General features: G+C 48.0%; 20 protein-coding genes. 8 read left to right on the forward strand and 12 right to left on the reverse strand.

Going from position 1 to position 24,409, the window contains the following annotated elements; all coding sequences use genetic code 11:
• Nucleotides 1-11: 11 nt before the first annotated feature.
• The 10 genes from DWY55_RS07415 to DWY55_RS07460 form a co-directional block, all read right to left on the reverse strand.
• Nucleotides 12-656 (reverse strand): ATP-binding cassette domain-containing protein, encoded by a 645-nt coding sequence (locus DWY55_RS07415; RefSeq protein WP_117588453.1) that lies wholly within the window; start codon nt 654-656, stop codon nt 12-14.
• 41 nt (nt 657-697) lie between these two features.
• Nucleotides 698-2,251, reverse strand: coding sequence for a DUF4836 family protein (locus tag DWY55_RS07420; protein WP_005826925.1), 1,554 nt, complete (start codon nt 2,249-2,251; stop codon nt 698-700).
• Nucleotides 2,252-2,273: 22 nt separating this feature from the next.
• Complete coding sequence (locus tag DWY55_RS07425; protein ID WP_005826923.1) at nt 2,274-2,972, reverse strand: 16S rRNA (uracil(1498)-N(3))-methyltransferase; 699 nt, start codon at nt 2,970-2,972, stop codon at nt 2,274-2,276.
• Nucleotide 2,973: 1 nt separating this feature from the next.
• The gene (locus DWY55_RS07430) at nt 2,974-3,558 is read right to left on the reverse strand and encodes a bifunctional nuclease domain-containing protein (protein ID WP_005826921.1); all 585 of its coding nucleotides are present in this window, start codon (nt 3,556-3,558) and stop codon (nt 2,974-2,976) included.
• A 26-nt stretch (nt 3,559-3,584) separates the two neighbouring features.
• A complete protein-coding gene (locus tag DWY55_RS07435) occupies nt 3,585-4,841 on the reverse strand; it encodes a nucleoside permease (protein WP_005826918.1) in 1,257 nt (418 codons plus the stop codon).
• Nucleotides 4,842-5,155: 314 nt separating this feature from the next.
• Nucleotides 5,156-6,337, reverse strand: a complete 1,182-nt coding sequence (locus tag DWY55_RS07440; RefSeq protein ID WP_005826914.1) for a class I SAM-dependent rRNA methyltransferase — start codon at nt 6,335-6,337, stop codon at nt 5,156-5,158.
• Nucleotides 6,338-6,382: 45 nt separating this feature from the next.
• The gene (locus DWY55_RS07445) at nt 6,383-7,006 is read right to left on the reverse strand and encodes a 3'-5' exonuclease (RefSeq protein ID WP_008665187.1); all 624 of its coding nucleotides are present in this window, start codon (nt 7,004-7,006) and stop codon (nt 6,383-6,385) included.
• Between the two features lie 3 nt (nt 7,007-7,009).
• A complete protein-coding gene (locus tag DWY55_RS07450) occupies nt 7,010-7,564 on the reverse strand; it encodes a DUF5063 domain-containing protein (RefSeq protein ID WP_008665189.1) in 555 nt (184 codons plus the stop codon).
• A 64-nt stretch (nt 7,565-7,628) separates the two neighbouring features.
• Entirely contained in the window at nt 7,629-9,719 is a 2,091-nt protein-coding gene (locus DWY55_RS07455) for a BT4734/BF3469 family protein (RefSeq protein WP_008665191.1), read from the reverse strand.
• Between the two features lie 89 nt (nt 9,720-9,808).
• Nucleotides 9,809-12,628, reverse strand: a complete 2,820-nt coding sequence (locus DWY55_RS07460) for a glycoside hydrolase (RefSeq protein ID WP_120178050.1) — start codon at nt 12,626-12,628, stop codon at nt 9,809-9,811.
• Nucleotides 12,629-12,829: 201 nt separating this feature from the next.
• Between DWY55_RS07460 and DWY55_RS07465 the strand changes: the two genes are divergently transcribed.
• The 8 genes from DWY55_RS07465 to trxB all read left to right on the forward strand — a co-directional run bounded on the left by DWY55_RS07465 (nt 12,830) and on the right by trxB (nt 21,059).
• Nucleotides 12,830-14,410, forward strand: a complete 1,581-nt coding sequence (locus DWY55_RS07465) for a hypothetical protein (protein ID WP_057258636.1) — start codon at nt 12,830-12,832, stop codon at nt 14,408-14,410.
• A 139-nt stretch (nt 14,411-14,549) separates the two neighbouring features.
• Entirely contained in the window at nt 14,550-15,125 is a 576-nt protein-coding gene (locus DWY55_RS22185; protein ID WP_008665198.1) for a hypothetical protein, read from the forward strand.
• Nucleotides 15,103-15,390: a hypothetical protein gene (locus tag DWY55_RS07475; RefSeq protein WP_034532966.1), complete on the forward strand. Its 288-nt coding sequence runs from the start codon at nt 15,103-15,105 to the stop codon at nt 15,388-15,390. The genes DWY55_RS22185 and DWY55_RS07475 overlap by 23 nt, the downstream gene beginning before the upstream one ends.
• A 13-nt stretch (nt 15,391-15,403) precedes the next feature.
• Nucleotides 15,404-15,670, forward strand: coding sequence for a hypothetical protein (locus tag DWY55_RS07480; protein WP_005832022.1), 267 nt, complete (start codon nt 15,404-15,406; stop codon nt 15,668-15,670).
• A 359-nt stretch (nt 15,671-16,029) separates the two neighbouring features.
• On the forward strand, nt 16,030-16,641 hold the full coding sequence (locus DWY55_RS07490) for a winged helix-turn-helix transcriptional regulator (protein ID WP_005832923.1): 612 nt from the start codon (nt 16,030-16,032) through the stop codon (nt 16,639-16,641).
• A 271-nt stretch (nt 16,642-16,912) separates the two neighbouring features.
• Complete coding sequence (locus tag DWY55_RS07495) at nt 16,913-19,417, forward strand: FtsK/SpoIIIE family DNA translocase (RefSeq protein ID WP_118936839.1); 2,505 nt, start codon at nt 16,913-16,915, stop codon at nt 19,415-19,417.
• A gap of 3 nt (nt 19,418-19,420) precedes the next feature.
• The gene (locus tag DWY55_RS07500; protein ID WP_005832014.1) at nt 19,421-20,071 is read left to right on the forward strand and encodes a LolA-like putative outer membrane lipoprotein chaperone; all 651 of its coding nucleotides are present in this window, start codon (nt 19,421-19,423) and stop codon (nt 20,069-20,071) included.
• Between the two features lie 37 nt (nt 20,072-20,108).
• Nucleotides 20,109-21,059, forward strand: coding sequence for a thioredoxin-disulfide reductase (gene trxB / locus DWY55_RS07505; RefSeq protein WP_057255730.1), 951 nt, complete (start codon nt 20,109-20,111; stop codon nt 21,057-21,059).
• Between the two features lie 83 nt (nt 21,060-21,142).
• Here trxB and DWY55_RS07510 read toward each other — a convergent pair whose 3' ends face one another.
• Both DWY55_RS07510 and DWY55_RS07515 read right to left on the reverse strand, forming a co-directional pair.
• A complete protein-coding gene (locus DWY55_RS07510; protein WP_005832010.1) occupies nt 21,143-21,844 on the reverse strand; it encodes a Crp/Fnr family transcriptional regulator in 702 nt (233 codons plus the stop codon).
• 291 nt (nt 21,845-22,135) lie between these two features.
• Nucleotides 22,136-24,325, reverse strand: coding sequence for a glutamine synthetase III (locus tag DWY55_RS07515; RefSeq protein WP_005832915.1), 2,190 nt, complete (start codon nt 24,323-24,325; stop codon nt 22,136-22,138).
• Nucleotides 24,326-24,409: the final 84 nt, after the last annotated feature.

Below are 24,409 nucleotides of genomic sequence, written 5' to 3' on the forward strand. Positions count from 1 at the left end.
ATTAGCCACATTTATAATTGATAAATTTCATCATAATCCAATTCCAGATGTTTGCCGATGGAAGTCACTATGATTCCCGCTCCTTGGCGGCTGGCTTCTTCTGTCAGCAGCCTGCCCATGATTGTTCCGTTCTCGTCATCCAGATGGCTGACGGGTTCGTCCAGGAAGATGAAGTCGAAAGGCTGGCAGAGGCTGCGGATAAAAGCGACTCTTTGTTGCTGGCCGAAAGATAGCTTCCCGGCTTTTTCGTTTACCTTGTCGGCAATGCCGATTGCCTCGAATAGGGTAAGGACTTCTTTCCTTTTTTTGAAGTTGGTAAGCCGGTTCTTCAGTTGTATGTTCTCGATGGCGGTAAGTTCGGGAAAGATACGCAACTCCTGAAAAAGAATGCTGAGGGAGTGTTTGCGTATATCTATCCAGTCATTGACGGAGAGTGAACGGATATTGCGCTCATCAAAGTTGATGATTCCCTGATAATCGTTGCGGTAACCGTAAACATAGCTGCAAAGCGATGATTTTCCGGTGCCCGAAGCGGCTTCTATGAGATAACGTTTCCCTTTGTGGAACGTAATGTCCCGATGCCATACGTCTGAGGTAATGGCATCACGGTCGGCAAACACTTGAGGTAGTGTTTGCCGTAGGTGAATCCTATTCATGAGTGGTATTAATCCTTAATCTCTAATCCTTAATCCTTAAATTACATTCCTGCAAACTGCTTGATAAAGTCCACAATCTGTTTCAGTGCATTAACATTCTTGTTCTTCAGCTGCAGGGTGACGGTTGCCTTGTCCTCGTTGCCGACAGCTTCCAGATACGAGATATTGCCGAGCAGCGAGTAATAGGTGCTATACTCTTGTCCGCCAAATCCAGCTAGCATTTTTACAACGGGCAGGTCAAGTACGGCTTCCGCATTGATGACAAAGGCTGTGCGCTTGCCTTTCAGACTGGAAGCGAAGTCCGTCTCTTTGGCAGACGGGTCAGCGGTCTTGCATGCATTCTTATACAGCAGTTCGTCATTGGTGGCGTACATCTGTTTGTCTCGTATGCCGAAGAATATGTTGATAGCGCGTGATTTATAGACATATTCATTCTCATTCAATTTCACGATGTCTTCGCCGCGTTTCAGTCCCAGTTCGGACTTTTTCTCATAAAGGGCTTTCAAGGGAGCGTCGTTCTTTACGCTGGCATAGGCCAGGAAAGAAGGATTGCTGTTCATGGTTACATTGATAAGGCCTATGGTCAGGTCGTTGTGGAAAGCACTGAACAAGTCTTTTACTTCAGCGGCTTTGGTAATGGAGAAATCGTTGCGGAACTGCTCATTCTCTTGCAGCACATTGTAGAACTCTTCTCCATTGATACCTATGCTGAATAGCGCCAGGGTAGATTTTGGGAAATACTTCAAGAACGTGTTTTCGATGGGACAAGTACTTTTGATTTGCTTTTCGAAAAGTGCTTTCAATTCTGTGTTCTCGGTATAGCTCTCTACTTTCAGTTCTATTTTCCCTTTTTCGAAGGAGAGACTTCCCAGCATCTTCAAGTCTTTCAGGTCGATATTGTGGGATATTCCGTAATTCAGCGGATTGGCATATGCACTCAGCAGGCTGGAAGGAGAGATGAGCATATTGATGTCTCCATCCTGCTTTTGCATTTTCTTGAAAGCGGTGTTGCTGTTGATGCTGTTTTCTCCGGTCTGTTTCAGCAAGGCGGGAATTCCTTCTTTGACTTTTTCCAGTTGTGATGTGCCGGTGTAGTTCACCACCATAAGCGTGGTAGGAGTGAAAGCGAGCAATGCCCGCTTGTTGATTTGTGCAAAACTGTAACCGTCCGCTTCTGCCACATGGCTGATTATCTGTTCTTTCTCCGTAACTTCCAGAAGCTTCAGCAAATCATCCTCACTTTGAACCTTGGCTACCATGGTGGTGTAGGGGAACGAGGGAGCGTTGAAGACATAAATCGGCGCATTGACGTCCACTCCCGATTTGGCAGGGTCTTTCAGTACAGCCTCCAATTGTTGGAAAGTAGCTGCATTCATATCGCTTTTCAAGGCATCTGTCAGCTTTTGCAGTGCTTCTTTAGTCTCTTTATCTTTGGTACCGGCCTTGTCTGCCAATGATTTTAAATTGACAGCGATGACTTGCGAGGCATCGGAAGGAATAACGTTGGTGTATTCTGGCTTTTTGGACGAACAAGCGCTTATCAGCACGATGAGCATTGCCAGTACTGAGAAGTGGAAGAATAGGTTCTTTTTCATATAGTTTTTGTTTTAGTGAGTATCATTGATTCTGTAAATTGAGGATGTGGCAGGCAACCAGTGCCGCCGTCTCTGTACGCAACCTTGATTTTCCCAAGCTGATGGGGATAAAACCGTTTTCCGTCGCCTTCCGGACTTCCTCTTCGCTGAAGTCTCCTTCAGGACCGATTAGTACGAGGGCATCCTCTCCGGGATGTACCATATCCTTCAAAAGCGGTTTTTCGCCTTCATAACAGTGGGCGATGAATTTCTGACCCGGAAAAGGCTGTGTGATGAACTTGTTGAAGTCTGTCATTTCATTCAGTTGGGGCAGGCGTGCCTTGAGCGACTGCTTGATGGCGGAAACCAGAATTTTGGAGATGCGCTCCGTCTTGATGACTTTCCGTTCCGAGAAACGGCAGTTCAGGAATGTCAGTTCGTCAAACCCAATTTCCGTCGCTTTCTCGGCAAACCACTCTGTGCGGTCCATATTCTTGGTAGGCGCCATGGCAATGTGCAGATGACCTTTCCACAAGGGGGCTTGCGGAAGGGTTTCCAGGATATTCACCAGACAGCGCTTGTTTGTAGCCGTACTGATTTCGGCACGATAAAAGCAGCCTTTTCCGTCTGTCAACATGACCTCGTCTCCAGCCTGCAAGCGCAAGACGCGTACGGCGTGTGCGGCTTCCTCTTCGGGCAGCTCTGCGTGGGCTTGTATGTCGGGGGTATAGAATACGTGCATATTACAAATTGTTCTTGAGTTGGTTAATCTGGTCTCTTAGCTGTGCGGCACGTTCATAGTCCTCTTCATCGACTGCTTTTTGCAGGGCCGTTTTCAGTATGCCTATCGTGTCTTCCTGCAGCAGTTCGTCTTTGTCCGGTTCGCTGCCTTCCATCGGGTCGATGGAACCTTCGACGGTTTTCAGACATTCTGCTTCGAGGATGTCTTCGTAGACAAAGATAGGGGCATTCATGCGCAATGCCAGGGCAACTGCGTCGCTGGTACGCGCGTCAATCCGGAGAATGGTTTCTTCGGCTTTCATATAAAGGTAAGAGTAAAATACTCCGTTGTCTACTTTATAGATAAGAATACGCATCAGTTTTACACCCAGCACTTCAAGGACGGAAGCAAATAGGTTATGGGTCAGCGGACGGGGCGGTACAATACCTTTCATCTCGATGACCATAGCTTGTGCTTCGGTGGCACCTATAATAATCGGAAGCTGGCGTTCGCCACCCACTTCACCCAGTACCAAGGCATAGGCACCCGCTTGCGCCTGGCTGTTGGAAATGTTTAGTACTTGTAGTTCTATCTTTTTCTTATTCATACCTATTAAATCAACCTGATTCTCAATCAGTTTTTCTCTATTTTCTCCGGATTATGTTTATAGCGGAATACTATTCCAAATAACAGACCAATGACTAAGGCATATCCTGCAAAGATAAACCATACCGGTGTCCAGTCGCGGCTTACCAGTCCTCCACCTTCGGCATATACCGAGAAGGCATCTACCACGGCTCCGCTGGCATAGCCTCCGATGATGGCTCCCACACCGTTCGTCATCATAAAGAACAAGCCTTGTGCGCTGGCGCGGATACTGGGATGTGCCTCCATTTCTGTAAACAGCGAGCCCGATACATTGAAAAAGTCAAATGCCATACCGTAGACAATCATTGAGAGAATGAGCATCCAGAGTCCGCTTCCCGGGTCTCCGAGGGCGAAGAGCCCGAAACGGAATACCCATGCAAACATACTAATTAACATAACACGCTTGATTCCGAAATGTTTTAGGAAGAAGGGGATGGCAAGGATAAACAACGTCTCACTCATTTGCGAGATGGAGAGCAGGATGACGGAGTGTTTCACACCGAACGAATCTGCATATTCCGGTATGGAAGCAAACGAACCCAGGAAAAGGTCACCATAGGTGTTTGTTATTTGAAGGGCGGCTCCCAGCAACATGGAGAACAAGAAGAAGATAGCCATCTTCTTGCGCTTGAACAGCACCAGTGCATCCAGTCCGAAAGCGGAGAGCATCGTTTTTCCTTCGCTGCGCATGGGGGGGCAGGCTGGCAAAGTGAAAGCATAAAGTCCCAGCATGGCTGCCGAGATGGCTGCCACATAGAGCTGTGCCGAACTTGCCTTGAACCCGGTAAGGTCCACAGCCCACATGGCACAGATAAAGCCTACCGTTCCCCATACACGGATGGGAGGGAAGTCTTTTATCAAATCCATCTTATATTTTTCCAATGCATTGTAGGATACGGTGTTGGCCAGAGATAGTGTAGGCATGTAAACAAGCATGTTGAGCAGCATGGCCCAGTACATGTGGTTGTATGTGGTGGCAGTTGAAGCATAAATCAGAGCACCGGCACCGATGAGGTGGAGTATGCCATAAAGGCGTTCGGCGTTTATCCATTTGTCGGCGATGATACCGGTCAGTCCGGGCATTATCAGTGAGGCTATACCCATGGTTGCAAAGATTGCTCCGATTTGTCCGCCTTCAAAATGTAACGTACCGCCCATGTAACCACCTAATGAAATCAGCCATGCTCCCCAAACGAAGAATTGCAGGAATTGCATGGCAGTGAGTCGGAATTTGATGCTCATAATATTAGCTTTTTATATTTTAAATTATGTAATAGATGCAAATGTACAATGAGACTAGGAGAAAAACAAGTTCTGTACGGCTTTTTCTTCAACGAAAGAGATTAATGAGGGATGGATTTTGGGAAGGAATGTATTATAAAAAAAGAAGGGTATCTATCCCAGACACCCAATCTTTATTAACCTTAAATCTAATACCATGAAAAACACAGTGCAAATATACACGGTTTATGTTATATAACATGCTGTTTTGGCGTATTTCTGCTTTTTATTAACTCTATTTAAGAAAAGCAGGCTAACAAAGCCTGCTTTTTCCTTTATTCTACATATAGAACCAGTCCTTTCAGGTATTCCCCTTCCGGATGATAGATGCTGACCGGGTGGTCGGCAGGTTGCGTCAGTTGGTGCAGGATGCGTACGCTGCGGCCGGACATGGCAGCGGCTGTGAACACGGCGGTGCGGAAGTTTTCTTTGCTGACGGCTTGCGAACACGAGAATGTGAAGAGGATGCCGCCGGGCTTGATTTTCTCGAAAGCCTTGACGTTCAGTTTGCGGTAGCCTTGCAGGGCATTGCGCAGAGCATCGCGGTGCTTGGCAAAAGCAGGAGGGTCAAGAACTATCAGGTCGTATTGGTCGCCCATGCGGTCAAGGTATTTGAAGGCATCTTCTGCATAGGCGGCATGGCGGGTGTCACCCGGGAAGTTCAGTTCGATGTTCTTGTTGGTCAAGTCGATGGCTTTGGCGGAGCTGTCCACGGAATGTACCAGTTTGGCGTCTCCACGCATAGCATATACGGAGAAGCCGCCGGTATAGCAGAACATATTCAGTACGCTGCGGCCTTTGGCATAGCGTTCCAGTAGCGAACGGTTCTCGCGTTGGTCTACGAAGAAACCGGTTTTTTGGCCTTTCAGCCAGTCGATGTGGAACTTTAGGCCGTACTCCATGGCTACATTGTCCGTGCTGCCGCCTTTCAAGAAACCATTCTCCGGATAGAGGTCGGCCTTGAAGGGAAGGGTCGTCTCCGATTTGTAATAGATATTGTCAATCTGGCTGCCCATCACTTCGGTAAGGGCATCGGCAATGGCCATGCGGTCGAGGTGCATGCCGGCAGAATGTGCCTGCATCACTGCGGTACGGGCATAAATGTCGATAACCAGCCCCGGCAGGTTGTCTCCCTCCCCGTGCACCAGGCGATAGGTGTTGTTTGTCGGGTTTCCGGCTATGCCGATACTGCGGCGCATGTCGTATGCTATGCTGAGTTTGCGTTTCCAGAAGTCCGCATTGATTTCTTCTTCTTGACGGAAGGTCAGTACGCGTACGGCGATACTGCCAATCTGAAAATGCCCTTTGGCTATGAATTCCTTTTTGGACGTGTAGATTTCAACAACTTCCCCTTCTTCGGGCTCTCCGTCGAAATGTGCGATGGCGCCGGAAAACACCCACGGGTGAAAACGCTTTAATGACTCCTCTTTATTGGGTTTAAGGTATACTTTGTACATATATATATATATAATGTGATTAATGTGGTAATCTGATAATGTGCATCACATTACCACATTATTATTGGCTTCTATCTCAAAATCTCCTGTCCGTTTCAGTTCTTGCAGCCTGTTGTAGATGTTGAGGCATGCCCAAGCATCGGTGGCGGCATACAGTTTCTGCGGTTCGGTCAAGGTTTCGGCTTCCCAGTTGGAAAGGCGCTGGCTTTTCGAAATCTTTTCCCCGAAGAGGATGGCGTATATCTTCTGCAGGCTTTTGTCCTGGATGCCGAAAGCGCGGACATATTCCTGCAATTCGATGCAGGCATGCTGTTCGAAGGGCGCGCGTTTGTGCAGCATCATGAAGTCGTCCCGCAAGGAAAGGCCTACTTTCGTTACGCTTGGGTTTTCCAGCAATGTGATAACCGGCAGAGTCAGTCCCGTCAGGTTGAGGCGGAACAGAAAGCAATGTTCCTCTGAGGAAATCTGCAGCAGGGCCACCTTGTGTATCTGTCCTTTTGTGAACGATGGACGGGTTTCGCTGTCTATGCCCAGCAACGGGCAGGACTTCAGATAGGCGACTGCCTTCTCCGCTTCCCACGGTGTCTGTACGACATGTATCTGTCCCGGAAAGGCGGCTTTGGGCAGGTCTTTCACTGTTTCTTTATCTATTGTTCTTTTGATAACCATAATTTAATATTCAAAGTCTGCGGTTTCCTCCTCTTCATCCTCGCCTTGCGCATACTTCACCTCGTGCAGGGCACGCAGGGTGTTGACAAGCTTTTGTCCCCAATGGAGGCGGAAGTTTTCCTGGCAGATGGCAAGCGAATCGTTCATCGTCTCGTTGAAACCCAGCTGGAATACGAAGATAAAGTCCTTGATGTCCTGGTATATGTCGGCCAAGTCTTCGGAAATGTTCCTGGTGATGGGCTGGTCACTATACTTCATGTCAGATACGAATACGTCCAGGTAGTCGTCTTTCTCGGCCAGGATATTGGCGAGGTTCATGCGGAGTACCTCATAGGTCTCTTCGGTGACGAATGTTTCCGGCGCCTCGTCTCCTATGGTTTCGCACTCGGGCAGCATGGAGGCCTTCAGGTAGAGCAGCGGAAGTATTTTTAAGGAGGTATCGACGAACGCGGAACGTTTCACCCCTTCCGCTTGTTCCAGAAACTTGCAAAACTCGGCGGCTACGGTCACAAACTCTACGGCATTCCGGTCGAATATCACTTGACTTTCTTTTTTCATATCTTCTTGATTTGAAACGCAAAGATAGCGCAAACCGAAAGTAGAAGCAAATTAATTGGCAGGATTATTCTTTTTTCACTACATGATATTCTGTTCCTCTTGTCTTCCGGCGGCTGCTGATGCCCAGTTTGTGGAGTGCACGTCCGAACAGAGCCACTTTATTGATGGACAGCCGGTCTTTGGTCTTGGTTTGCAAGAAGGAGAGAATCTCCATAGGGGTCATCCAGTCTCCTTCCTCTTCATTTTCGGCGGGATGGAAGTGGCAGAGGAAGAGCTGTTCCAACGGTGTGGGCTGTTCAAACTCCCGGTTGGTCTGTTTCAAGATGGCTTCGTCGGAATCGTCCAGCCAGTAGCGTTCACCTTTGGCTATGGCATCCATGGCTTGTGCGTAGAGTTGCCGGTAGTTGATGGTGACATTGGTATGGATGGGGCCGGTGACTTCGATGCAGATGAAACGGCGGCTGCCGCTGGGGTCTGTCAGCAGGTCTTTCTGGTTGCTGGTGGCTATAAAGGAGGCGTAGCGTCTTATTTCCTGGATGGCGGTGCCGTAAGGCTTGCGCAGGTTTGCCACGGGTTTCTGCAGCAGATGCTTTAGAAAACCTTGCTGATTGACGCTGATTTGGTCGAATTCGTCGATGTTTATCAGGAAAAAGCGGCCGAGGCTCCGCTCTGCGTCCTGCTTGCTTTTGAAGTCGATACTGTCGGTATATCCGAAGCGCAGTTCGGGTGGCAGCAGGATGCGGCAGAAGGTACTTTTACGATAGCCTTGGGCTCCGACCAGTAGGGGAGACGTGTTGTTTCCATGCTGACGGTCGATGTTTTGCCAGTGCGCCGTCATGCTGAGAAACCAGCGGTAGAAGAGTTCCCGCCAGTACGGATTGTTGCAGGGGACGAGGTCGGCCAATGCGCGGATACGGTCCTTGCCGTCCCAATGTCCGGTGCTGTTCAGATATTCTTCGATGGGGTTGTACAAGGGAATGGCGTCCGAGTTGAGGTAGCGTGCCACATCTCTGTCCCATACGCTGATTCCTTCTTTCAGGGCATTCTGTCCGATACTGCTTCTTACCCGCTGGTCGGCAGGGCGGAAATGGAAGTGTATGGAGTCCCGTTGGCGGAATTCCAATTCTCCCAGCACGGTGTTCCAGCGGAACTCATAGCGTCTGTTCATGAATTCTTCCAGGCGGAAGGCGGTGATTTGGTCGCGGGTCATGCTGCTGCGGGTGCCGAAGCCTTTGCATTCGCGGTAGAGGTTGTGCAGGGTCATGCGCACCAGTTGTTCATCCGCTTCGCGGTAGTAGTGCATCATGACTTGACGTACTGCCTCTTCTTCGGGAATGCCGGCTTTGTAGCAATGCCTGGCAAGCAGGTAGAGCAGGGGGCGAAGGTCATCGCCCCGTTTCCAGTTTTCCAGCTCTTCGAAGGTACGGTTCAGGGCGGCTTCGAAGAGGATGGAGAAGGTTTGGGAGGCCGGATAGCCGGGGGCAATGCGCATCAGCGGGTTTGCTTCGGTCTGTTTCCGTTGGCCGAAGGTGGGCTCGTCGGGCACGGACAAAGGCTGTTCCAGACAGAAAGGGACGGCAGACGGATTGTAATAGGGACGGTCATCGAGCGTCATGCGGCAGCTTTGCTCCACGGCAGGTTCTTTCAGTGTGACGGGGTAGGGGAGCAGGGGCTGATAACAGTTTACGGCGAGCCGGTAGGCAGCGGTATGAAACAGCCTGATTTTTTCTTCCTGCCTGGGGCGCGAACCGTCGGGGGTGGCAAACAGTACCCATATTTTTACGCTTCGTCCGCTGCTTCCGCAAAAGGCGGCAAAAGTTTGTGGCAGCAGGGCCGCCTGGCGCTTTACTTGCTCCACTTCCACGGCATTGGCCAGGTGGTTGACTTCAATCTGTACCAGTCCGTTGTAGGTTTTCAGGTATCTTTCCCCCTCTTTGCTGCGGGCATATTCTGCGGCAGGGCAGATGCGTGGCAGTTTGTCTATGCAGGGGTAGTGTCCGTTGCTTCCGGTGATGTGGGGAATGAGGCTGCGCAAGGCGGATATGTGTCCGGCTTTGTTCTCGGTTTTCATCTTCTCCATCAAGGTGTCGCTGGGCCATGTGCTGAATGTCTCTTTGCCGGTTTCACGAGCGGTGCGTATAAGGGTAAGTTTCATGGGGTGCTTGCTGTATTAAAGTCCGCAAAGCTACTGAAAAATGACGGGACAGCCGAGGAAAAGTGGAATTATGATGAAACTTCTCATATTTATTCCGGCTGTACGTCGTAATCCGACTGGTTTTTCACGCCGACAATGTCTTGCTTCCTCACCTCGGTTGTTAATATGTGCTGCAACTGCTGTGAGGTCAGCGTCTCGGTGGGAGAGAACTCAGCCGACTTCATATAGCTTAAAATGGCATTGCGCAGCTGACCTCCTTCCGGAGTGTGGCGAATTGCTTCGAGGTTGCTCATACAAACCAATACCTTACCGTTGTCTACGGCAAATTCGAACAGCAAGCCTAACTTGTGGTTCCGTTCCACATTGTCTACTACTTGGATAAGCGGCTTGTATTCGTGGCGTGTAGCGTTCAGAATAAAGGGGCGGGCATGGCGTACGATGCTCCACCATTGCCAGTTGCTATGGCACTCGGTGGGGAACTGCCGGAACAAGGGATGTTTCTCGTCCATCAGCAAGGAGAGGGTGCCCGGCGAAACTTCGCGGCCGGCGTTTTCCGAAATGCTTTTGAACATGGCATAGTTCCAGTAGTCAGGAGTAAAAAGTCCACCTACACTCTGTTCTTCAATGGCTTTGTGGTCGGGTATAAGCAGTATCTTCCCTCCTTGGCTCAGTCTCTTTCGCGCCTCGTCATCCAAGGACTGACAGATGAAGATGTCCGCTTCGCTTTCCGGTGTCCGGTCGGGGTATACCCATAAGTTATAATAGTTATGATAATTCCCGGTGGTCAGTGTCAGTCGCAATTGGGCAGGCTTGTCTATTTCGGTAAGGGTGCTTTTCAACTCGCCCACCTGCATTACTTTTCCTTGCTCTACATGGGCGGGGACTTTGCCTTCGCGAACAAAAGTTACGCTGTCACTCAGGCTTTCCAGACGCCAGCATAATGCATCAGACCATGGTTGCTCTTCGTAATTTGTCAGGGCGAGTCCTATGTTCAGCTCTTCTTTGTTGCTGTAACAGTAGGTGTCCATAAGCGCCAGCGGTACCACCGGAGCACAAAAGCCGCGGAATGTTTCGGGAGTGACAATGCCTTTGCTGTCCATGAAAGCATCCAGAATGCCTACCAGTGCCGAGCCTTGTCCGGGAAAGTCTTGAAGGTCGAGCATCTGGAATCCGCCTAAACCGGCAGTGCGCAGGCCGTATTCAATATCAGCCTTGTAGCATTCGACGGCAAACCGGCCGGTGGCCTGATGGAATGCGTCAATCTGGTTCTGCAGTCCATTTTCATTGAGCCGGTCACGGAATATCTCCAAGTTATATGGATGCAATACGCCGGTGTATTTCTCCAACTCCTTGTAGTCGGGATAAATTTGGAACTGTCCGGTTTCGTGACTGATGACCGGTCGGGGAGATTTCGCTATGGCAGCAGTATAATCCGCACGGGTATTGGGACGGGTGTTGTTCAAGATACCTCCCTTTTCGGCATCGACAAAGGCAAACGAACTGCGTACGTGCGTTGTATAGCCTTCGCCTCCTCCTACCCGGCAGGTTGTCAGATAATCTTCACCGTCTATGGCACCTCCCCAACCCAGGAAGTTGTTGGAACCGAACGAATAGAGATGGCGGTTGTCATGTTTTCTGAATCCGTCCAGCCAATTGCGCATCAGGTCAACGTCGCCACCCAACTCGTTGCCCAGTCCCAACATGGTGAATGAGGGGTGATTGCCCATGTAGTCGAGGGTCATATAGGCTTCGTTCAGCAAGAAGTCATTCAGGCGATGGTTGTCCGGTGAAATGCTTCCCCATAAAGGCAACTCGGCTTGGAAATAGATACCCTCGATGTCGGCAGCGGCAAAAGCGGCGCGGGGCGGGGTGTAGGAATGGCAACGGTAGTAGTTGATGCCATAGCTCTTGGCTGTTTGAAAAACTTTTCGCCAGGACTTTACATCCATCGGCGCATATCCGGTAAGTGGGAATACGCAAGCGTCGTGTTTGCCGCGCAAGAAGGTCTTGAAGCCGTTTATGGTGAACTGAGTACCTTCGGTGGCAAAGTCGCGCATGCCGAAATCTGTTATTATATTGTCTTTGCCCTCGTTTGTGGCAAGGGACACGTTCAGTGCATAAAGTGTGGGGTGGAATTCGCTCCATGTCTGCATTCGGTTCCCCATGTCGAGCACCAGTTCTATCTTATTTTCGCCTTTGCTCAAGCCGACTTGTTTTTCCATGTCCGGCAACCGGTGTTCTTGTTGGGTGTTCCACGTCTTGGCGGAAAGGGCCACTATGCCCGATTGCTCCGAATCGCTGTATATGTTTACATGGATGCGGGCCTTTTTCTCCTTTACAGACGGGTAGACTTGTACCTGCTTGAGATAGGTGTGCGGGGTAGCTTCGATGTAGAAGTCACCCAAAATGCCGTTCCAGTTGGTTTGTGTGCCGTCGGTCCAGGCATGCGAGCTTTGGATTTCGGCTGGTACGGAGCTGGGGGAATTGTCAATGCGTATCTTTATATGGTGGCTGCCGGGTGCCAAGGCCGGCAGGCTATAGCAGTGAGGTGCATAGATATGTCCCAACGTGCCGACGCTGTCCCCGTCTATCCAGAGAGTACTGGGCTTTGTACGTTCCATGAAGAGTATCAGGCGTTTCCCTTCCATCTGTACGGGAATTTCAACATCTTTTTCATATTCTACGATGCCGGAGTAGGGATAAGTCCGTGTCAACTGGGAGGTTACATTGGTGGGATGCCTGCCGTCTCCCAACTTGTTTTCATCCGTCGTACCGGGCAATGTGCAGTTCCCTAATGAACTGTTCCAATTTCCTGATAAATCGATTCGTTCTCTTATTGTCTGGAATTCTTTTTTGTCTGTACATGATGCCAGACATGCCAATAAGCATAATACAATGAGATTTCTCATAAACTACCTGTTTTTCATGGCCGGTGATTGATTGACCGGTTGCAAATATAGGGCATTGCTCCCGTCTCTCTGTATACAAAATGTTTCCAATTATGTGACGGGATGTTTTTTTATTGCTATCTTCATGCTTGATATTAGTGTTGTTGAGTGTTCGTCATTATAGATGAGGATTTTTATATCATGTAATTTGTTTCTGTCTTTATGAATAAAGAATTGAAAATCAGTGATAAATCACCTTTTGAGAAAATAAGGAAGTTTGATGGGCAAGGACGGTCATACTGGACTTCGAGGGAATTGTGCGCTGCTTTGGGGTATAGTACGTACCAGAAATTTTCCGTTCCATTGGCAAAAGCCATGAGGTCTGCCGAAGCGGATGGTATAAATGTGGATGAGCATTTTAACCTGATGGTTGAAATGGTTGGGGTAGGCTCTGGTGCGCGTAGGAGCGTGGAAAACTATCACCTTACGCGGGAGGCTTGCATCTTTATAGCGAGGCAGGTCTATGCTAAAAAGAAAGAAGTGCAGGCAGCCCTTGAATACTTTTCCAGTGTTAGCATTGATTTTGATGGGGCCGAATGTGATGTGAACTGTCAGGAGGTTGTCTCTGAGATGGAGAAAGATAAAATCAGAGAGAGGAACCGGGAGCATTGGAAAAGGTTAAATGACGAAGCTTCAGAGTTTTATAAAAAGAAGATGAGGCTGCTGGATGAAGTGGAGGATTTTAAAGCGGATGCTTCTTTTCATGGGAACAAGGCTCCACATCACATGATGTACAAGCTGGGGACATTGTACAGTAAGGATGGATGCAGAGGGTATGAATTTCTGATAGAATATGATGTGTATGAACCGGTTGTCGGCATTTATTATGGATGTAAGGGGCTGATTCTTGATGGGAATGATGAAGATGGGGAAAAAATGTTCAATGAAGAATGGAAAGATATTCGTTATTATGTTACTGCTGTTCTTGAAAATACATTTCCGGGGAAATCTTTCACTCATCGCTTTAAGCCTACAAATAATGCGAACAACCATACTTATTGGCCCTTTTGGATTACTCTTCATGAAGATGAGGATATTGTGGAGGTGGGTGCAAGGGCGGTTCGTCTTATAAGAAGTATATATGAGGGGTATCTTGAAAATGAAGATGTTGAGGCTCTGAGAAAACGTTCTGGCTCTCGGAAAGAGCCTCAGGAAGAGGATAAGATACGTTTCTCTGCTGATGTTAACTTTACAAAAAAAGCGTATCAGGAACTGCTTGAAGAGATAGGCCAAATGTCGAAAAAGGGAAAGGAGAAGACAAATAAAGAAATGTTTGAGAAACTACTGGAAAAGACCACTGAAAGTGGATATCTGAGAAAAGAAAAACACTATGAGGCAGCGTGGCGGATAGTACGAAATGCAGATGTGAAGGAGCGAGATTTGCAGCAGAAAACTAATAAACAATTTATCTACATGATTAGACTTCTTTTGGGGTATATGCAATTTTATTTGGGAACATTAGATACTTCTAAGTGTGATATAGAACATAATAGAGGAGTGGTGTCACCTCCTTACACGTCTATCAGCAAGATTTTGATGACTATGAACGGCGGATTTTTCGGGGAAACAATAAGAAAATTGTGTGATAGTAAGAAGGATGCTACATCTATAATAATAAATTCATGGAAAATATTGCAAACTCTATTAGACCTGCCAAAGGACGCTTGGAAAATCGTAAATGACACATTAGGCTTACCAGAGAAAAAATGGAAAACCTTTAAAGATAAATGTGGAAATGGATAAAGAGGTTGATTGTCTTTTTTGTAGACGTCTATTTCACAGCTGGTTCTTCCCCCATACTTTTGCAATCGTTAATGCTAACGGTTGCTTTTTGTTTTTATAGGCAGAGGGCGCCATAATATAAACTTTTAAAAAAAAGATTATGGAAAATCAAGAATTTCCAAAAGGAGTCGGTTTCGCTCCGTTTTTGCATTCATTCATGAGTAATTCTTCTATTTCTATTGATGAACTTGCAGTGGCTATGACAATGTCGAAGTACGCAATTACACGTTTGGCCGAGGGCAAGAGCTATCCCACTGACGTGTGCTATGCAGAATTCTGTATCATGTTCACCGTTGTATTAGGCAAAGATTTTGATGCTTACAAAAAGATGACTAGAAAAGACAAAGATGATTTGGTTGCCAAAATAATGGCAAGTGGAGGATCTGCTTGTACGGTGGCAGGAATGATAAGCTTGATTTCGGCTTCAGGTGTTGTTGCTGGGTTGTCGGCAGCAGGAATAACCTCCGGATTGGCTGCAATTGGCGGTATAATAGGAGGTGGTATGCTGGCAGGGATTGCAGTTGTTGCGGCTGCCCCATTGGTAGTAGGGGCCATATTGTATTCTCTTTGTAAACCCAAAGATAAAAAGGCCGATTTTTTGCTTGCGTACAGATATGATTTAGACCCCAAATATGAAATAAATCCTCAAGACAATGAAGATGAAGATATGGATTGAAGAAGCAATGAAGGAAATGGTAGAAGAGGTAGAAAAAAATGAACCGATGCCAAAACATTGGAAACGCAATGTGCTGCTGTTCTGCTTGTTGTCGGCCGTTTGTTTTCAGACGGGACTTTTGGTGTTGGCAAAAAACGGCATTGCTTCCGCTGATAGAAGTCCTCTTTTCATTGCAATTGGCATTGTCTGTTCTATGCTGGTGGGAGTTGTGCTGATTAAATGCTGCTTATATGCAAAAAGAATAATGAATAAAAGTAATAATTAAAAATAAGATAGTTATGGAATGTATTTTTTGTTTGAATGAGAATGCCTATTTCGATGGCGTGAATTATGTTTGTCCGGATTGTGGAAGAGAATGGCCATGTGATGAAATTGCGGATGACGATGATGATAACAACAAGTTGCGTTGCCCTGAGTGTGGCTCGCATTTGGTCTATCCTGATTCAAGTGGTATTAATGATTATGCTTGTGATGCTTGTGGGTGTAGATGGGATGGTGACGATGATGACTACGATGAAGATTATGACGATGATGATGAAGATTAATTATTGCAATTATGGAACTGGGCAAATAGCGCTATTATTACCGCATTATTACATGCTTCAATCTGAAAAAGATTAGCATTCCTTTGCCAAGCCCCCTGCTTTTCATTATCTTTGCCTCTGTAGTTTGTAGTTGCGCACAGTCGTGGAATGTCTTTCTCATAGTTGTGAAGAAGGTGTATCACAAATATGAAGAAGGTAAACCACAGCTGTGCGCATCTTTTTTTGATAAGCTTTCAGCAGAAGGAAGAACGCTTCTTTGCGTAAGGAAGACCCATGCTCTGCCTAATGAAAGCCGGTACTTTGTATGAGCGAAACCTGCAGACAGCAACAGAAATGAATCTAAAAATGGAGGAAAGAATATGGCAATTTTATTTGATTGGTACGAAAACCCGAAAACGAAGGATAAACAAGGGGAAGAACTGACCCTGCATCCCCGGATTAAACTGAACGGCTCCACGACGACCGATGAGCTGCGCAGGCATATACAAGAATACTGCTCGCTGACCGAGACGGATGTACTGGCGGTACTCGATGCTTTGTCGCATTTTGTGGGACGCGAGCTGGGGGAGGGCAGGCAGGTTCATTTGGACGGCATCGGTTACTTTGTTCCTACGCTGACCTGCACGGAACCGGTGACACTGGAGACAAAGCGGAAAAGTACTAAGGTAAAGTTGAAAAACATCACTTTCAGACCGGACAAGGCGCTGCGCAGTGAGATAGGAGTATTGAAGGTAAAGCCGCTGAAATTGCGGAATCTCACGAAAAAGAGGCTGACGGATGATGAGGTGAAGCAAAAAGTGGTGAACTATCTACGTAAGAATGAGTTCATCACCCGCAGTGTTGTACAGTCGATTTGCGGCATGACCCGCACGACTGCGACGCGGCAGATTCGTCGTCTTTGTGAGGAGAATGTGTTGGTGAACAAAGGGTTGCAGAAACAGCCGATTTATTTTTTGAAGGAAAAAGAGTAGGTTGATGCGTATAGGGCTTGCATGGATTGCGTCATGTAGGCAAAATCTGCCTGCATGCTTGCATGAGGTCTGCTTGCATGGCGCAATCTGTTGTAAATTAGTGCGCTATGTCATTTCATGCAAGCATGTAAGTAAAACATGCGATAAAACTACAGTTGTAGATTAGGAATACCTATAATCGGCAGACGAGAAATTAAAGAATGAAAACAACGCGGCAGAAGGATAGTTTTTATTATTTTTGCAATCAATTCTCAATAGTTATTTAAAAAATATGGCAAAGAAAAATTCAACAGCTAAAGATACGGAGCTGTCACTCTCGTTTTTTGGGAAAGTGGCAGCGTTATTTAGAAGTGAAACTGTTCATTTCGTTATCGGCTTGGTACTGGTAATCTTTTCGGTTTATTTGTTGCTCGCCTTTTCGTCGTTCTTTTTCACGGGAGCGGCAGACCAGAGCATCATTGACGGAGGCAGTGCGCAGGAGCTGATTTCCACCAATAATGGGGTGAAGAACTACGCCGGTAGCCGCGGTGCGCAGTTGGCCAGCTATCTGATAAATGATTGTTTCGGCGTATCGTCTTTCTTGATTCTCGTGTTCCTGGCTGTGGCGGGATTGAAGCTGATGCGGGTGCGTGTGGTGCGCTTGTGGAAGTGGTTCATCGGCTGTTCGTTGATGCTGGTGTGGTTCTCGGTATTTTTCGGTTTTGTGTTTGTAGACCAGTACAAGGACTCTTTCCTCTATCTGGGCGGTATGCACGGATACAATGTCAGCAACTGGCTTGTGTCTCAAGTCGGTGTGCCGGGAGTATGGCTGCTATTGTTGGTAACTGCCATCTGCTTCCTCATCTATCTGAGTGCAAGGACTGTCATCTGGTTGCGCAGATTGTTCAGTCTCAGCTTCTTGAAGCGTAAGGAGAAGGCGGAAAGCGTGCAGGGTGAAACGCCGGAAGAGTTCAAGACCTCTTGGGGTGCAAAGGAAAAGGCGGCTGCTCCGACACCGGAAGCTGCGGAGCCGGAAAAGGTTCTTGAAAAGGAGGAGGAGATTGCTATAGAGGAAGAAGAGGACGAACCGCTGAATGAAATCACCCTTGACTTGGGTGGAAGTGATGGAAAGATAAAGCCTGCCAAGTCTGCGGATGAGGACGTTACCATGACTTTTGAGACTCCTGCACCGGAGCCGGTGCCCCCTTTTCGGGAACAGCCGGTAGAGAAGGAGCCGGCATTCCAGGTTGAAAAGGCCGAAGAGGAGGAGTATGTGGGAACGGAGAAGGAGCCGTACAATCCCCGTCTGGATTTGGAAAACTATCATTACCCCACAATAGACCTGATGAAGCATTACGATGACAATGGTCCGACCATTGACATGGTAGAGCAGAACGCGAACAAGGATAAGATTATCAATACTCTGCGTAGTTTCGGTATAGAAATCAGTACCATTAAGGCGACGGTAGGTCCTACGGTGACGCTGTATGAAATCACTCCCGAGCAGGGCGTCCGCATTTCGAAGATACGCGGTCTGGAAGATGATATTGCCCTCAGCCTTTCGGCGCTCGGCATCCGTATCATCGCTCCCATTCCGGGAAAGGGTACGATTGGTATCGAAGTGCCCAACTCCAATCCGAAGATTGTATCCGGTCAGAGTATTATCGGCAGCAAGAAGTTCCAGGAGTCTACTTACGACTTGCCCATCGCACTGGGTAAGACGATTACGAATGAAGTGTTTATGGTGGATTTGTGCAAGATGCCGCACGTGCTCGTTGCCGGTGCTACCGGTCAGGGTAAGTCCGTGGGGTTGAATGCCATCATCACCTCCTTATTATATAAGAAGCATCCGGCAGAGCTGAAGTTTGTGCTGGTAGACCCCAAAAAAGTAGAATTCAGCATCTACTCCGTAATTGAGCATCACTTCCTCGCGAAATTACCCGACGGGGAAGATGCCATCATTACGGACGTCACGAAGGTGGTGCAGACTTTGAACTCCATCTGTGTGGAGATGGATACTCGCTATGACTTGCTGAAAGCTGCCCATGTGCGCAATATCAAGGAGTATAACGAGAAGTTCATCAACCGTCGTCTGAATCCGGAAAAGGGGCATAAGTTCATGCCTTATATCGTAGTCGTTATCGACGAGTTCGGTGACTTGATTATGACAGCCGGTAAGGATGTGGAACTGCCCATCGCACGTATCGCCCAGTTGGCGCGTGCCGTGGGTATACATATGATTATCGCTACACAGCGACCGACAACAAACATCATTACGGGTACGATTAAGGCCAACTTCCCGGCGCGTATCGCCTTCCGTGTATCGGCAATGGTCGATTCGCGTACCATCCTCGACCGTCCGGGAGCCAACCAGCTGATAGGCCGCGGTGATATGTTATTCCTGCAGGGAGCTGACCCGGTGCGTGTGCAGTGTGCCTTTATCGATACGCCCGAAGTGGCGGAGATTACGAAGTTTATCGCCCGCCAGCAGAGTTACCCCACTGCTTTCTATCTGCCCGAATATGTGGATGAAAATGCAGGAGGTGATTTGGGGGATGTGGATATGGGACGTCTCGATCCTTTGTTCGAGGATGCAGCCCGTCTCGTTGTTATTCACCAGCAGGGTTCCACATCGCTCATTCAGCGTAAGTTTGCCATCGGTTATAATCGTGCCGGCCGCATCATGGACCAGTTGGAGAAAGCGGGGATTGTGGGACCGGCGCAAGGTAGTAAGGCGCGTGAGGTGTTCTGTATAGATGAGAGCGACCTGGAAATGCGGTTAAACAATTTGCAATAAGGAATGGTTATTTATAGAATGATGAAATTTGATAAGCTTTTACTTGGTGTGCTATTGCTGTTGTTTGCTGTGCCGATGTCGGCACAACAACCGGATGCCAAGAATATATTGGAGCGTACAGCCGAAGCCTTTCGGAAAGCGGGAGGGGTGAAGCTGGCGTTTACCGTGAACGAACAACAAGGCTCTTATGCGGGAGTTCTCTATCTGGAAGGTGAGAAGTTTGTGGTTGAGACCGAGGGAATGAAGACTTGGTTTGACGGACATACGCAGTGGAGCTATGTGGCTTCGGCAGATGAGGTGAATGTATCGGAACCTACGCAGGAGGAATTGCAGACTCTTAATCCGTATGCTTGGTTGTCCCTCTACAAGCAGGGATACAGATTGAAGTTGAGCAGTGTCGGTGGTAAGCAAGACAAGTCTGTTTATTACATCACCATGACTGCTGCCGACAAGAGAAAAGACCCTGAAAGTGTCTATCTGTTTGTGACAAAGGATACGTATCGTCTGCATCAAGTGGACTTGGCACCACGGGGGAGTAAGTATATGACTACTATCCTTATTGATAGCTACCAGACAGGACAATCCTATCCGGATAGTTTTTTTGTCTTTGACAAAAAAGCCTATCCCACAGCTGAAGTCATCGACATGCGCTAAATAGTAAATTGTAAATAGTCAAATAGTAAATAATATAATGATGGAAACAGAAAAAGTAAAATGTCTGATTATCGGTTCGGGTCCTGCCGGCTATACTGCCGCTATTTATGCAGGCCGTGCCAATCTTTCACCGGTACTTTATGCAGGATTGCAGCCCGGTGGCCAGTTGACAACCACTACTGATGTGGAGAATTTCCCCGGTTATCCCCAAGGTATCGGAGGTCCGGAATTAATGGAAGACCTGCGGAAGCAAGCCGAACGTTTTGGCGCAGATTTGCGTTATGGAGTTGCTACCGCAGCCAATCTTGCTGAAGCACCTTACAAGATTACGATTGATGACGAAAAGATGATTGAGGCTGAAACGCTGATTATTGCTACAGGTGCCGCTGCGAAGTATCTGGGGCTGGAGGATGAAAAGAAATATGCGGGAATGGGTGTCAGCGCTTGTGCCACTTGTGACGGTTTCTTCTACCGCAAGAAAACGGTAGCTGTTGTAGGGGGTGGAGATACTGCCTGCGAGGAAGCTGTTTACCTTGCCGGACTGGCTGCCAAGGTTTATCTGATTGTCCGCAAACCTTATCTCCGCGCTTCCAAGATTATGCAGGAGCGTGTGATGAAGCATGACAAGATTGAAGTACTGTTCGAACATAATGCCGTAGGCTTGTTTGGAGAGAACGGTGTGGAAGGTGTACATTTGGTACAGCGTATGGGTGAACCTGATGAGAAGCGCTATGATGTGGCTATTGACGGTTTCTTCCTGGCTATCGGCCATAAACCCAACTCAGATATTTTCAAACCTTATGTAGATACGGACGAAGTAGGTTATATCGTCACCGAGCCGGGAACACCGCGTACGAAAGTGCCGGGCGTATTCGCCGCCGGAGACGTTGCTGATCCTCACTATCGTCAAGCCATCACCGCTGCCGGAACTGGTTGCCAGGCAGCCATTGAAGCGGAAAGATATTTGTCTGCGAAAGGACTGATTTAGTGATTAGTGATTAGGGGTTAGGATGACAACAATGTGTTTTTATTATGCTAACCCCTAATCGCTTATCCCTTGTCACTTATTCCTTATCCTATCTTGCTGATTTTCTTCAGCTTTTCTTCGTCTATGATTTTGATTTTACGCCCGTCGATGGTGATTAACCGTTCTGTGGCAAACTGTGACAACGTACGTATGGCGTTGGAAGTGGTCATGTTTGACAAATTGGCCAGATCTTCACGCGAGAGATAGATACTCAAGGTGGAGCCGTCTTCCTCCAAACCATAACTTTCTTTGAGGAATAGTAGGGATTCTGCGAGTCTTCCGCGGATATGTTTCTGCGTCAGGTTTACAGTGCGTTCATCGGCAATGCCCAAGTCAACGGACAATTGCTTGATGAAGAACATGGCAAGGTCGTTGTTTTGTGTGAGCAGAGTCATCAAGGCAGTCATGGGGATTTGGCAAACAAGAGACGGCTCGAATGCAGATGCTGCCGTGACATAGTCTGTTTTTGCAAAGTAAGGGCGGTAACCGAAATATTCGACAGGTTTAATCATACGGATAATCTGGCTTCTACCACCGACTCCGTCTTTATAGATTTTGACCTTTCCACTCAGCAGACACATCAAATGCGTAGGTGTCTCGCCTTCGCAATGGATGACTTCGTTTTTTTTGTAGTTCTGGAGTGTGAAGTGGTTGGCGAGGAATTCCCGCTGTTCGTCATTCAAGGGAGACCATATATCTGCAATCAACTCCGGAACATTAATATCAGACAAGTTTACTTTTACCATAACTGCTGCAAAACTGTGTTATACAGCACAAATGTAAAAAGAAAAAATTAAATATTGCACAAATATGACAAAAAGATGTCGTAGGGGGGAGATAAAGGAAAATCTATATATTTACGATTAGACGATTTACGATTGAAGTTTGTATTGTTAAACAACTGCTCATTAGCAGGTGGGTTTATGATTGTATGAGTAACTCCAACCGTAAACCGTCAAATCGTAAATCGTAGTAACTTAATTGTTTATCGTAGTATCTCTATCCCCCTCCCTGCGGGGGAGGGGCTAGGGAGAGGCCTACTTTGTAAACAGCAGCTCCCTATATTTCGGAAGCGGCCAGATTTCATCATCAATTTCCATCTCAAGGTGGTCGATGTGGTCACGGATACTTTCCAGATAAGGGCGTACGGTTTCTTCGTAAGCGAAAGCCTTGTCTTTGTAGTTATCCATGTGGTTGGCTACTTTGCGGGCTTCGGTCATTTCGCGTACTTGTACCTTGATGGCTGTTACGCGCTTGGAAATTTCGCGTACAAGCTCTTTCCGGTCGGCACTGAGGACTTCGTATTCTTCGGGAGAGAAGGTCTCGCGCAGGCCACGGAGATTTTCCAGCAGACGGTTTTGGTAGATAACGGCAGTCGGTACGATGTGGTTGATGGCAAGGTCGCCCAGCACACGGCTTTCTATCTGTACCTTCATGGTGTATTTCTCCAGTTCTACTTCCAGGCGGCAGGCAAGCTCCGTTTCGTTGAAGATACGTTCGCCGATGAGTACGGAACGGGACTGGTTATCCATGTAGTGCATCAAGGCTTCGGGAACGTGGCAGATGTTGGTCAGCCCACGGCGTGCAGCTTCCTGCTTCCATTGTTCGGAGTAGCCGTCACCCTCAAAGCGGATAGGCTCGGAGGCGATGATGGTCTCTTTCATAATGCGGAAGATGGCTTCATCCTTGCCGACCCCTTCTTCCATCAGTTTGTCGATGGATACTTTGAACTCGTTCAGCTGATTGGCCATAGCCGCATTGATGGCAATCATGGCGGCAGCGCAGTTGGCAGATGAACCTGCGGCACGGAACTCAAAGCGGTTGCCGGTAAAGGCGAATGGAGAAGTACGGTTACGGTCGGTGGTATCCAGTAATATTTCGGGAATACGTCCGATGCCTAATTTCAGTGTTGTCTTTTCTTCCGATGTCATCTTGCTGCTGCTTATCTGGCGGGCTATCTCGTCGAGGATGGAAGACAGCTGTTTGCCCAGGAAGATGGACAGAATGGCGGGAGGCGCTTCATTGGCTCCCAGACGGTGGCTGTTTCCGGCACTCATGATGGAGGCGCGCAGCAAGTTCTGGTTTTTGTATACCATCATCAGTACGTTTACCAGGAAGGTAAGGAACAGCATGTTCCCTTTCGGATTCTTGCCCGGTGCAAACAAATTGATACCCGTATCGGTGCAAAGCGACCAGTTGTTGTGCTTGCCGGAGCCGTTCACGCCGTTGTAGGGTTTTTCGTGAAGCAGTACGGCGAAGTGATGCTTGCGTGCGATGCGTTTCATCAGATCCATCACAAGCTGGTTGTGGTCGTTGGCAAGGTTGGCATTCTCAAAGATAGGCGCCAGCTCAAACTGGTTGGGAGCTACTTCGTTATGGCGGGTCTTGACCGGGATACCCAGTTTGTGACATTCGATTTCCAGTTCTTTCATAAAAGCTGTGACACGTGGGGGGATGGAGCCGAAATAGTGGTCCTCCAGCTGCTGGTCTTTGGCCGAGGAGTGTCCCATCAGGGTACGTCCGGTCAGACAAAGGTCCGGGCGGGCATTGTACAGTGCCGAGTCGACGAGGAAATATTCTTGTTCCCAGCCTAAATTGGTATAAACGCGTGTGATATTCTTGTCGAACAACTGGCATACGTCTGTCGCTGCTTTGTCTACGGCTGCCAAGGCTTTGAGCAATGGAGTCTTGTAGTCGAGCGCTTCGCCGGTATAAGAGATGAAGATAGTGGGGATGCAAAGTGTGGTATCTACCACAAAGGCAGGTGAGGAAACATCCCAAGCAGTATATCCTCGTGCTTCGAATGTGTTTCTGATACCTCCGTTGGGGAAAGAGGATGCATCCGGTTCCTGCTGGATGAGCAGTTTGCCGGAAAAACGTTCAATCACTTCCGTTCCTTCTCCGAATTCGATGAAGCCGTCATGTTTCTCGGCTGTTCCGTCCGTCAGAGGCTGGAACCAGTGCGTGTAGTGGGTGACGTTGAGGGACTTTGCCCAACTTTTCATGCCGTTGGCAATCAGGTCTGCCATTTCGCGGTTGATGGGAGTGCCTTTTTCGATGGCGTCGGTCACGGCTTTGTAGGCTTCACGAGGCAGGTATTCCTGCATTTTCTTACGGTCGAAGACATGGCTGCCGTAGTAGTCGGACAGTTTGTTTGAAGGGGTGGTCACTTCAAGAGGTTGCCGATTGGCAAGTTCTTGCAAAGCAAAAAATCGCATTTTTGACATATAAGTCTCTCCTTTTATTGGTTGTTGGGCGCAAAAATACATGTTTTTTCTGAACTACCCCCTCTTTTTTAGGGGGTATTCTCG

The organism is Bacteroides sp. AF25-38AC (assembly GCF_003602995.1).
GTDB lineage: Bacteria > Bacteroidota > Bacteroidia > Bacteroidales > Bacteroidaceae > Bacteroides > Bacteroides uniformis.